The sequence below is a fragment of the Rhodopseudomonas sp. genome (assembly GCF_048594845.1).
GTDB lineage: Bacteria > Pseudomonadota > Alphaproteobacteria > Rhizobiales > Xanthobacteraceae > Rhodopseudomonas.
In genome coordinates this window covers 1-10,333 of sequence record NZ_JBMDXE010000180.1, presented here as the reverse complement: position 1 = coordinate 10,333, position 10,333 = coordinate 1, and the positions used below count along the sequence as shown (strand labels likewise).

The window sequence follows — 10,333 nt, the reverse complement described above, 5'->3', positions numbered from 1 at the left end:
CGAGACGGTGAGCACCAATCTTGTTTTCTTCATATTGGATTGCAATTGATGTAATCCGCTCACGGAAACGCAACGATCCGCTTTGAAAACCGTGCACAGCCGTTTCGCCGGAGAATGTCCATGTCGCTTGATTCCGATGTGATCGTCGATCGCCGCCGCATTCGCCGCAAGCTGACGTTCTGGCGCGTCGCCGCGGTGCTGGTTGCGATCGTCGCGGTCGTGGCGGTCGGGGCGGCGCTGTCGCCCGCCGGCAAGGGTGCGCTGAGCAGCACCGGCTCGATCGCGCGGATCAAGATCGACGGCCTGATCCGCAGCAATTCGGAACGGATCGAAGCGCTCGAGCGGCTGGAGAAATCGTCGCACGCCGCGGTGATCGTGCACATCAATTCGCCGGGCGGCACGACCGCCGGCTCGGAAGAACTCTATACCGCGCTGATGCGGCTGAAGGCCAAGAAGCCGATGGTGGTCGTCGTCGAGGGCCTCGCCGCGTCGGGCGGCTACATCGCGGCGCTCGCGTCCGACCACATCATCGCGCAGCAAAGCTCGCTGGTCGGTTCGATCGGCGTACTGTTTCAGTATCCGAACGTCTCCGAACTGATGAAGACGGTCGGCGTCAAGGTCGAGGAAGTGAAGTCGTCGCCGCTCAAGGCTGCGCCGAACGGATTCGAGCCGACCAGCCCGGAGGCGCGCGCCGCGCTGGAGTCGCTGGTGCGCGATTCCTACGCGTGGTTTCGCGACCTGGTGAAGAGCCGCCGCGCGATGGACGATGCGCAGCTCAGCGTCGTCGCCGACGGCCGCGTCTTCACTGGTCGCCAGGCCGTCGGACTGAAACTGATCGACGAACTCGGCGACGAGAAAGCCGCTGTGGCGTGGCTGGAATCCGAGAAGAAGGTCAAGAGCGGCCTGCCTATCCGCGACTTCAAGCTCGCCCCGCAATTCGGCGACCTCACCTTCCTGCGCGCCGCCGCGACTATCACGCTGGACGCGCTCGGTCTCGGTGCAGTTGCGCGTCAGGTCGAGCAATCCGGCGTCGAACGGCTCGGACTCGACGGCATGCTGGCGCTGTGGGCGCCAGGTAGTGCGCGCTGACAGCATCCTGATCCATCACACGGTATTTGAACCCCGGCAGCGGCTTCGTTCGGGCCGTGCCGACGGCCCTTTTCGGGGCAGCCTCATTTGATTTAGCGTCTTGACAGTTCACAGTATTTTCAAGGAAATGGCGGTCCGCACGCACGGACCACATCCTCGATGATTAAATCCGAACTCGTTCAGCGCATCGCCGAGCACAACCCGCACCTTTATCAGCGGGACGTCGAGAACATCGTCAATGCGATCCTCGACGAGATCGTCGAAGCTCTGGCGCGTGGCGATCGGGTGGAGCTGCGCGGCTTCGGCGCGTTTTCGGTGAAGCACCGGCCTGCCCGCGCCGGTCGCAACCCGCGCACCGGTGCGCACGTTCCGGTCGATCAGAAGAGCGTGCCGTTTTTCAAGACGGGCAAGGAGATGCGCGAACGTTTGAATCGCGACTCCGGGAATCCTGATACCGGCGCGTGACGCGACGCCCGTTTGCTGGGCAAGCGCGTGCTGGGCAAAACGAGCGAGAACGACATGCAGAAGTTTCTGACGGCGGTGGTACTGATCCCGCTCGGACTGATTTTCATCGTTTTCGCGGTCGCCAACCGCCATCTCGTCACGGTGTCGTTCGATCCGCTGGAGCCCAGCGATCCGATGGGCAACGTGCAGCTGCCGCTGTTCGTGCTGATCATCGGCGTCGCGATCCTCGGCGTGATCGCCGGAGGCATCGCCACCTGGTTCCGCCAGGGCAAGTGGCGACGCGCCGCGCGCCGGCATCAGGCCGAGGCGATCGAGGCGAAAGCCCAGCTCGCCAACCTGCGCGCCAGCGTCATGACGCCGGCCGCTACAGAGCCGCGCCGCCTACTGCTGGACCAGAGTTCCACGGCCGGCAGGCGCGACAAGGCCGGCGCGGCGGTGTAGAACACCGGCGTCTTGCCGGCGCCCAATGCGCGCCGGCCGAAACCTGATCGCAAACCCATGTCCGTCGTCGTCAAAATCTGCGGCCTGTCGACCTGCGACACGCTGGAAGCGGCCGTCGCGGCCGGCGCCGACATGGTCGGCTTCGTGTTCTTTCCGGCATCGCCGCGGCATGTCGGGCTGGACGTCGCGGCCGACCTCGGCAAGCAGGTCGCCGGGCGCGCCGCAAAAGTGGCGCTGACCGTCGATGCCAGCGACGCGCTGCTGCGTGACGTCGTCGAGATCCTGCGGCCCGATATTCTGCAACTGCACGGCCACGAGAGTCCGGAGCGTATCCGGGCGCTGAAGCAGATGTTCGGCCTGCCGGTGATGAAGGCTGTCCCGGTCGCCACCGCCGCCGACCTCGCGGTGCTGCCGGCCTATGCGGCTGCGGCGGACCGCATCCTGTTCGACGCCCGCCCGCCCAAGGACGCCACCCGCCCCGGCGGCCTCGGCACGCCGTTCGACTGGGCGTTGCTGCGCGATCTCGATCTCGCGCTGCCGTTCATGGTGTCGGGCGGCATTCATGCCGATAACGTCGCCGAGGCACTTCGCGTCACCCGAGCGGGCGGTGTCGACGTATCTTCCGGTGTCGAACATGCGCCCGGTGCCAAGGACCCCGACATGATCCGCAGCTTCATCCGCGCCGCGCGCGCCAGCGAAGAGTTGATGACCTGATGAATCCGATCCTGCCCAACTCGTTTCGATCCGGACCCGACGAGCGCGGTCATTTCGGCCTGTTCGGTGGACGCTTCGTCGCCGAGACGCTGATGCCGCTGATCCTCGATCTGGAAAAGGCCTACGCGCAGGCCAAGGACGATCCGCAATTCCGCGCCGAGATGGACGGCTATCTCAAGCACTATGTCGGCCGGCCCTCGCCGCTGTACTACGCGGAGCGGCTGACCGAGCATTTCGGCGGCGCCAAGATCTACTTCAAGCGTGAAGACCTCAACCACACCGGCGCCCACAAGGTGAACAACGTGCTGGGCCAGATCATGCTGGCCAAGCGCATGGGCAAGCCGCGCATCATCGCCGAGACCGGTGCCGGCATGCACGGCGTCGCCACCGCCACGATGTGCGCGAAGTTCGGCCTGCAATGCGTGGTCTATATGGGCGCCGTCGACGTCAGCCGGCAGGAGCCGAACGTGCTGCGCATGAAGGCGCTCGGCGCCGAAGTGCGCCCGGTGACGTCCGGCGCCAACACGCTGAAGGACGCCATGAACGAGGCGCTGCGCGATTGGGTCACCAACGTGCATGACACCTTCTATTGCATCGGCACCGTCGCCGGCCCGCATCCCTATCCGATGATGGTGCGCGACTTCCAGGCGGTGATCGGTCAGGAAGTACGCGAGCAGATCCAGGAGATCGAAGGCCGCCTGCCCGACTCGCTGATCGCCTGCATCGGCGGCGGCTCCAACGCGATGGGACTGTTTCACCCCTTCCTCGACGACGCCGGCGTGACGATCTACGGCGTCGAAGCCGCGGGCCATGGCCTCGACAAGCTGCACGCGGCGTCGATCGCCGGCGGCAAGCCGGGCGTCCTGCACGGCAACCGCACCTATCTGCTGATGGACGCGGACGGGCAGATCGAGGAAGCGCATTCGATCTCGGCCGGCCTCGACTATCCGGGCATCGGCCCGGAGCACGCCTGGCTGCACGATGTCGGCCGCGTCAACTTCCTGTCGGCGACCGACACCGAGGCGCTCGAGGCGTTCAAGCTGTGCTGCCGCCTCGAAGGCATCATCCCGGCGCTGGAGCCGAGCCACGCGCTCGCCAAGGTCGCCGATCTGGCGCCGATCCTGCCGAAGGATCACGTCATGGTGCTGAACATGTCGGGCCGCGGCGACAAGGACCTTGCGTCGGTCGCCGAACATCTCGGGGGCAAGTTCTGATGACGACGCGTATCGACACCCGCTTCGCCGAGCTGAAGCGGCAGGGCCGCAAGGCGCTGGTGACGTTCGTGATGGCGGGCGATCCCGACCTCGACACCTGCCTGCAGGTGCTGAAATCGCTGCCGGCCGCCGGCTCCGACATCATCGAGATCGGCATGCCTTTCACCGACCCGATGGCCGACGGCCCGGCGATCCAGGCCGCAGGCTTGCGCGCGCTGCACGGCGGCACCACGCTGAAGAAGACGCTGGGTCTGGTCCGCGACTTCCGCAAGGACGACGCCACGACCCCGATCGTGCTGATGGGCTACTACAATCCGATCTACATCTACGGCGTCGATCAGTTTCTCGTCGACGCCAAGGCGGCCGGCGTCGATGGCCTGATTGTCGTCGACCTGCCGCCCGAGGAAGACGAGGAGCTGTGCCTGCCGGCCATGAAGGCAGGGCTCAACTTCATCCGCCTCGCCACCCCGACCACCGACGAAAAGCGGTTGCCGGCGGTGCTCGCCAACACCTCGGGCTTCGTTTATTACGTGTCGATCACCGGCATCACCGGCTCGGCCTCGGCCGATACGGCCGCTGTCGCCGACGCGGTGGCCCGGATCAAGCGCCACACCGACCTGCCGGTCTGCGTCGGCTTCGGCATCCGTACCCCGGAAGCCGCCGGCGCGATCGCCGCCCAGGCCGACGGCGCGGTGGTCGGCACGGCGCTGATCGACGCGCTCAAGGCCACCCTCGGCGCCGACAACCGCGCGACCGACGGCAGCGTCGGCGCGGTGGCGGATCTGGTCGCAGCGCTATCTGCCGGCGTTCGCGGCGTCAAACAGGCCGCAGAGTAACGGCAACAGGCCGCCGAATAGCGGCAACAGGCCGCCGACGTGGCGGCAATCGGCCGCCGAATTGCGGCCAAACCAACGCCCGATATGGTCTGGACGGACGCCGTCCGCGCCGCCATATCCTGACAAGGCCACAACCAGCGGCGCCCTGCGAGGCGACGCGCGGAGTCCCTGATGAACTGGTTGACCAACGTCGTCCGTCCGAAGATCCGCAACATGCTGCGGCGGGAAACGCCGGAGAATTTGTGGATCAAATGTCCGGATACCGGGCAGCTGGTGTTCTACAAGGACGTCGAGCAGAACCAGTTCGTCATTCCCGGCTCGAACTATCACATGCGGATGGGCGCGCTCGCCCGGATGCGCTCGATCTTCGACAACGAGACCTGGTACGACGTCGCGCTGCCCGAGGTGGTGGCCGACCCGCTGAAATTCCGTGACGAGCGCAAATACGCCGACCGCATCAAGGATGCGCGCACCAAGACCGGCGCGCAGGATGCCGTGAAGGTCGGCTTCGGCAAGCTCGAGGGCAACGGCATCGTCGCCGCCGTGCAGGACTTCGACTTCATGGGCGGCTCGCTCGGCATGGCGGCCGGCGAGGCGATCATCCGTGGCATGGAGCTGGCGGTCGAGAAGCACGCGCCCTTCATCATGTTCGCGGCCTCCGGCGGCGCGCGGATGCAGGAAGGCATTCTGTCGCTGATGCAGATGCCGCGCACCACCGTCGCGGTGCAGATGCTGCGCGAGGCCAAGCTGCCCTACATCGTGGTGCTGACCAACCCGACCACCGGCGGCGTCACCGCATCCTACGCGATGCTCGGCGACATCCAGCTCGCCGAACCCGGCGCGCTGATCGGCTTCGCTGGCGCACGCGTGATCGAACAGACGATTCGCGAGAAACTGCCGGACGGCTTCCAGCGCGCCGAATATCTGCGCGACCACGGCATGGTCGACATGGTGGTGCACCGCCACGATCTGCGTCCGACCCTGGCGCGGCTGTGCCGCATCCTGACCAAGACGCCGGTGCCGGCCGCCGACATCACCACGATCGCCGCCGAGGCTGCTCCGCAACCGGACACCGCGGCCGCCGAGATCGCGGCGACCGCACCCGAGGCGACACCGCCGACCGCGCCGCAGGCGTGAGCGCAGCCACCGACCCGCAGCCGTCTGGTTCGGTCGGCGAATTGCGCGCGCGTCTCGCGGGGCTGCATCCCGCACGCATCGACCTGACGCTCGGCCGCGTCGAGCGGCTGCTGGCGGCACTGGACCATCCTGAAAAGAAGCTACCGCCGGTGATCCATATCGCCGGCACCAATGGCAAGGGTTCGACCCTCGCCTTCCTGCGCGCCATCCTCGAAGCCGCGGGCCTTTCCGTCCACGCCTATACCTCGCCCCATCTGGTGCGCGTCAACGAGACCATCCGGCTCGGCAAGCCGGGCGGCGGCGTGCTGGTCAGCGACGAACAACTCGCTGCGGCGCTGGCGCATTGCGAGCGTATCAACGACGGCGCGCCGATCACGCTATTTGAGATCGAAACCGTCGCGGCGCTGTGGCTGTTCGCACAGCATCCGGCGGACGTGTTGCTGCTCGAAGTCGGGCTCGGCGGAAGGCTCGACGCGACCAACGTGATCGAGCAGCCGCTCGCCTGCGTGCTGACGCCGATCGGCATCGACCACACCGAGTTTCTTGGGCCGACGGTGGCGGAGATCGCCACTGAGAAGGCAGGCATCCTGCGCCGCGGCGCGCCGGTGATCGTCGCCGAACAGGACGATGCGGCGATGGCGGTGATCGAGCGCGAAGCCAAGCGGCAGCGCGCGCCGCTGTTCGCCTGCGGCCAGCAATGGCACGTGCAGATCGAGCACGGCCGGCTCGCCTATCAGGACGAACGCGGCCTCATGGACCTCACCGCGCCCAAGCTGTTCGGACGACACCAGATCGACAATGCGGGGCTGGCGATCGCGACGCTGCGGGCGCAGACGCGCTTCAGCATCGACCAGGCCGCTTATCAGGCGGGTCTCCTCAGCGCCGAATGGCCGGCGCGGATGCAGCGCCTCACCACCGGCAAGCTGCTCGACGACGCGCCGCAGGGCTGCGAGCTGTGGCTCGACGGCGGACACAATGCCGATGGCGGCCGCGTCGCGGCGGCGGCGCTGGGCGATCTCGAAGAGCGCGTGTCGCGGCCGCTGGTGCTGATCGCCGGCATGATGGCCAACAAGGACGCGGGCGCGTTTCTCACCAACTTCACCGGGCTGACGCGGCACCTGATCGTCGTGCCGATTCCCGGCCGCGACGGCGCAATGCCGCCCGAGCGCCTCGCCGACGCCGGCCGCGCGCTTGGCCTGCGCGTCGAGCTCGCCGAAGATGTCCCGGCGGCGCTGCGGCGGATTGCATCCCTTGCTTACGAACTGCCGCCGCGTATCCTGATCACCGGCTCGCTGTATCTCGCCGGCCACGTGCTGAGCCTCAACGGCACGCCGCCGAGCTAACAACAACAAACGACAAGGACCCGCCATGCGGATCGCCGCCATCGCCGACATGCACAGCAACTACGCGGCGCTGGAAGCGGTGTTGGCCGATATCCGGGCCCAAGGCGTCGATCGCATCGTTTGCCTCGGCGACATGGCGAGCGGCCCGCTCGACGCGCGGCGGACGCTCGACATGCTGATGGCGCTCGACGCCGACGTCGTCCTCGGCAATCACGACCGCTACCTGTTCGACCGCCCGCGCGACCAGATGGGCGCCTGGGACAAGATCGCCTTCGATCAGCTCGGCACGACGCATCTCGACTGGCTGCGCTCCCTGCCGGCCACACGCGTGCTGAACGACGATGTGTTTCTCTGCCACGCCACGCCGAACGACGACGAAACCTACTGGCTCGAAACCGTCAACCCCGATGGCGCGATCCGGATGTCGGATCTGGCGGCGATCGAGGCCCATGCCGAGGGGCTGACGCAGTCGCTGATCCTGTGCGCCCACACCCATATTCCGCGCGCGGTGCGGCTGAGTGACGGCCGCCTGATCGTCAATCCCGGCAGCGCCGGCTGCCCGGGCTATCGCGACCGCACACCCTATCCGCATCGCATGCAGACCGGCACGCCCGACGCCAGCTACGCGATCATCGACCGCACGCACGGCGGGTGGCAGGTCGCTTTCCGTCTGATTCCCTATGATCATCAGGCGATGGCGGCGCTGGCGCGGCACAACGGCATGACGGCCTATGCCGACACGCTGGCGACCGGATGGGTCACGCCAGCAGCTTGAGCGGATCGACCTGCTTCTGCGCGAGCTGATCCATCGTGCATTGCCTCGGCGCCTTGTCGGGACGCCAGCGCAGTAAACTCGTGCCGTGGCGGAAGCGCTCGCCGCTGAAGTGATCGTAGCAGACTTCGACCACCAGCTTGGGCGCGAGCTTCTGCCATTGCGACGAGCGCTCGGTCGACCACCGGCTCGGCCCGCCCGGCGCGTTGCCGGTGAAGCCCTCGCCGGGCAGCTTTTCCAGCTTGTCGGTGAGCGCCGGTTTCTCGGCGCGCTTCAGCGCCGAGGTGAAGCCAACGTGATGCAGCAGGCCGGCCTCGTCGTAGAGCCCGAGCAGCAGCGAGCCGACCACCTTGCGGCCATCGAGCGTGGCGCTGGCGTAGCGGAAGCCGCCGACGACGCAGTCGGCGCTGCGGAATTTCTTGATCTTCTGCATGCCGTCGCGAGTGCTGGACTGATACGCGAGGTCGCGGCGCTTGGCGATCACCCCGTCGGAGCCGCCGCCGGCCTTCGCCAGCCATTTGGCGGCCTGCTTGTCGCTGGTGGTGGCCGGCGAGAGGCGGAAGGTCGGGTGCGCCTTGAACTGCACCTTGGCGAAGGCTTCCAGCGCTTGGCGTCGGTCAGACAGCGGCTGCGCGCCGAGCGCATCGTCGCGCGGGCTCGCCAACAGATCGAACACCAGCAGCAGCGCGGGCGTTTCGACGGATAGTTTCTTGACGCGGCTTGCGGCCGGATGAATCCGCTGCAGCAGCGCGTCGAACGAAAACGTCTTCCCCTGCGGCACCACGATCTCGCCGTCGAGCACGAAGCGCTCGGCTTTCAGCTTCAGCGCTGCCGCAACTAATTCAGGGAAGTAGCGGGTGAGCTCCTCGCCGGATTTCGACCACAGCGCGACAGCATCTTCGCTGCGCACCATCAGGCAGCGAAAGCCGTCCCATTTCGGCTCGTATTGCCATTCCGACCCGCGTGGAATTGCATCGACCGACCGCGCTTCCATTGGCGCGAGCGGCGCGGCGGATTTGGATTTGGATAGCTTCGCTCGACCTCGCGGGGCAGCGCTCATGGGAAAAAGCTGGAAGCGCTGTGCTCGCGTCGCCCCCACCCCAACCCTCCCCCGCAAGGGCGGGAGAGGGAGCTCGCCGTGCTCGGGGAAAGGTGAGCGACTGGAGACGATGCCTCGCGCCGAGCACGGCCGGTCCCCTCTCCCGCTTGCGGGAGAGGGCTAGGGTGAGGGCGACGCGGGCACGGCGTGCGTGCGCAAGTAACTCGGCTCCGAGCCAGTGTCATAGCGCACACCACCCTCCGAAACGCAAAACGGCCGGCGTGAGCCGGCCGTTGCAAACGTTCGTCGGGCTTCCGAGTTCAGACCGCCGAGCTGATCCACTGCTGCAGCTTGGCCTTCGGCGCGGCGCCGACCTGGCGGGAGGCCATTTCGCCGCCCTTGAAGATCATCAGCGTCGGGATCGACATCACGCCGTACTTCGAGGCCGTCACCGGGCTCTCGTCGACGTTGAGCTTGACGATCTTGACCTTGTCACCCATCGCGCCCGAAATCTCGTCCAGCGCCGGCGCGATCATGCGGCACGGGCCGCACCACTCGGCCCAGAAATCCACCACCACAGGGCCCTGCGCCTTGAGAACTTCAGCTTCGAAATCGGAGTCGGAGACCTTGCCTACGGCCATGGGATACCTCGTGGGGGAGCAGATAAGGGCGGTAAGGGAATCGCGCCCGGATGATGAAATCAACGTATGAACGCGCCGGGGCGGGGTCAAGCACACTCACGCGGCCGTTAGCGCCGCCAGCTCCGCGTCCAGCGCAGACGCCGAAAGCTCCATAATGTCAGGCACTTCGGTCCACAGCAGGGCGGCCCGGACGATCCGCTGGGGATAAAGCCGGGCCAGCACGGCCCGGTACAGCGCGAGCTGGCGCAGATAGGCGTGCGGCACGTCCGCGAGGCTGCGCGGCGGGGCGTGGTTGGTCTTGAAATCGACGATCAACACGTCGGTTTGCGTCACCACCAGCCGGTCGATCTGGCCGGAGACCAGCACCGGCTTGCCGTGCCGCTGCAGCCGGCCAACGATCGGCACCTCGGCGCGGCTGCCGGGCGCGAACACCGCGGCGAAGCGCGGATCGGCGATCACCTCCAGCACCCGCGCGGCCAGCGTGTCCCGTTCTCCCGTCTCCCAATCGGCGGCGTTGCGAGCGAGGAAGCGGGTGGCGGCGGCGAGTCGCGCGTCCGCCGGCAGGTCGGGTAGCGATTGCAGCAGGCGGTGCACCAGCGTGCCGCGCTGCAAGGCGCGGGCGCGCTGCTCGGGCGATTCGCC

Annotated in this window: 12 protein-coding genes; 9 read left to right on the top strand and 3 right to left on the bottom strand. The window is 67.1% G+C overall.

What is annotated here, in order from left to right:
- The first annotated feature begins 120 nt into the window (after positions 1 to 120).
- The 9 genes from sppA to ACOJTD_RS11300 all read left to right on the top strand — a co-directional run bounded on the left by sppA (position 121) and on the right by ACOJTD_RS11300 (position 8,014).
- Positions 121 to 1,089 (top strand): signal peptide peptidase SppA, encoded by a 969-nt coding sequence (sppA, locus tag ACOJTD_RS11340; protein ID WP_420133014.1) that lies wholly within the window; start codon positions 121 to 123, stop codon positions 1,087 to 1,089.
- A gap of 159 nt (positions 1,090 to 1,248) precedes the next feature.
- On the top strand, positions 1,249 to 1,554 hold the full coding sequence (locus tag ACOJTD_RS11335; protein ID WP_378385983.1) for an integration host factor subunit beta: 306 nt from the start codon (positions 1,249 to 1,251) through the stop codon (positions 1,552 to 1,554).
- A gap of 54 nt (positions 1,555 to 1,608) precedes the next feature.
- Positions 1,609 to 1,995, top strand: coding sequence for a LapA family protein (locus ACOJTD_RS11330; protein WP_420133013.1), 387 nt, complete (start codon positions 1,609 to 1,611; stop codon positions 1,993 to 1,995).
- A gap of 57 nt (positions 1,996 to 2,052) precedes the next feature.
- Positions 2,053 to 2,709: a phosphoribosylanthranilate isomerase gene (locus tag ACOJTD_RS11325; RefSeq protein ID WP_420133012.1), complete on the top strand. Its 657-nt coding sequence runs from the start codon at positions 2,053 to 2,055 to the stop codon at positions 2,707 to 2,709.
- Entirely contained in the window at positions 2,709 to 3,923 is a 1,215-nt protein-coding gene (trpB, locus tag ACOJTD_RS11320; protein ID WP_420133011.1) for a tryptophan synthase subunit beta, read from the top strand. Before ACOJTD_RS11325 ends, trpB begins: the two co-directional genes overlap by 1 nt.
- A complete protein-coding gene (gene trpA, locus ACOJTD_RS11315) occupies positions 3,923 to 4,759 on the top strand; it encodes a tryptophan synthase subunit alpha (RefSeq protein ID WP_420133010.1) in 837 nt (278 codons plus the stop codon). The genes trpB and trpA overlap by 1 nt, the downstream gene beginning before the upstream one ends.
- 171 nt (positions 4,760 to 4,930) lie before the next feature.
- Positions 4,931 to 5,896 carry an acetyl-CoA carboxylase, carboxyltransferase subunit beta gene (gene accD / locus ACOJTD_RS11310; protein WP_420133009.1) on the top strand — a complete coding sequence of 322 codons (966 nt, stop codon included), beginning with the start codon at positions 4,931 to 4,933 and terminating at the stop codon, positions 5,894 to 5,896.
- A complete protein-coding gene (locus tag ACOJTD_RS11305) occupies positions 5,893 to 7,239 on the top strand; it encodes a bifunctional folylpolyglutamate synthase/dihydrofolate synthase (RefSeq protein ID WP_420133008.1) in 1,347 nt (448 codons plus the stop codon). Before accD ends, ACOJTD_RS11305 begins: the two co-directional genes overlap by 4 nt.
- A gap of 25 nt (positions 7,240 to 7,264) precedes the next feature.
- Positions 7,265 to 8,014: a metallophosphoesterase family protein gene (locus tag ACOJTD_RS11300; RefSeq protein ID WP_420133007.1), complete on the top strand. Its 750-nt coding sequence runs from the start codon at positions 7,265 to 7,267 to the stop codon at positions 8,012 to 8,014.
- Here the strand turns inward: ACOJTD_RS11300 and ACOJTD_RS11295 are convergent.
- From ACOJTD_RS11295 to ACOJTD_RS11285, 3 genes are all read right to left on the bottom strand, one after another.
- Positions 7,998 to 9,071, bottom strand: a complete 1,074-nt coding sequence (locus tag ACOJTD_RS11295) for an ATP-dependent DNA ligase (RefSeq protein ID WP_420133006.1) — start codon at positions 9,069 to 9,071, stop codon at positions 7,998 to 8,000. The genes ACOJTD_RS11300 and ACOJTD_RS11295 overlap by 17 nt on opposite strands.
- Before the next feature lie 299 nt (positions 9,072 to 9,370).
- Entirely contained in the window at positions 9,371 to 9,691 is a 321-nt protein-coding gene (gene trxA, locus ACOJTD_RS11290) for a thioredoxin (RefSeq protein ID WP_054163299.1), read from the bottom strand.
- A 96-nt stretch (positions 9,692 to 9,787) separates the two neighbouring features.
- The coding region (locus ACOJTD_RS11285; RefSeq protein WP_420133005.1) for a PD-(D/E)XK nuclease family protein at positions 9,788 to 10,333 on the bottom strand (546 nt) is incomplete at its 5' end.

Excerpts from the sequence above, each read along its gene's own strand:
- sppA (WP_420133014.1), top strand. The coding sequence starts at position 121 with ATGTCGCTTGATTCCGATGTGATCGTCGATCGCCGCCGCATTCGCCGC.
- ACOJTD_RS11335 (WP_378385983.1), top strand. The coding sequence starts at position 1,249 with ATGATTAAATCCGAACTCGTTCAGCGCATCGCCGAGCACAACCCGCAC.
- ACOJTD_RS11330 (WP_420133013.1), top strand. The coding sequence starts at position 1,609 with ATGCAGAAGTTTCTGACGGCGGTGGTACTGATCCCGCTCGGACTGATT.
- ACOJTD_RS11325 (WP_420133012.1), top strand. The coding sequence starts at position 2,053 with ATGTCCGTCGTCGTCAAAATCTGCGGCCTGTCGACCTGCGACACGCTG.
- trpB (WP_420133011.1), top strand. The coding sequence starts at position 2,709 with ATGAATCCGATCCTGCCCAACTCGTTTCGATCCGGACCCGACGAGCGC.
- trpA (WP_420133010.1), top strand. The coding sequence starts at position 3,923 with ATGACGACGCGTATCGACACCCGCTTCGCCGAGCTGAAGCGGCAGGGC.
- accD (WP_420133009.1), top strand. The coding sequence starts at position 4,931 with ATGAACTGGTTGACCAACGTCGTCCGTCCGAAGATCCGCAACATGCTG.
- ACOJTD_RS11300 (WP_420133007.1), top strand. The coding sequence starts at position 7,265 with ATGCGGATCGCCGCCATCGCCGACATGCACAGCAACTACGCGGCGCTG.
- ACOJTD_RS11295 (WP_420133006.1), bottom strand. The coding sequence starts at position 9,071 with ATGAGCGCTGCCCCGCGAGGTCGAGCGAAGCTATCCAAATCCAAATCC.
- trxA (WP_054163299.1), bottom strand. The coding sequence starts at position 9,691 with ATGGCCGTAGGCAAGGTCTCCGACTCCGATTTCGAAGCTGAAGTTCTC.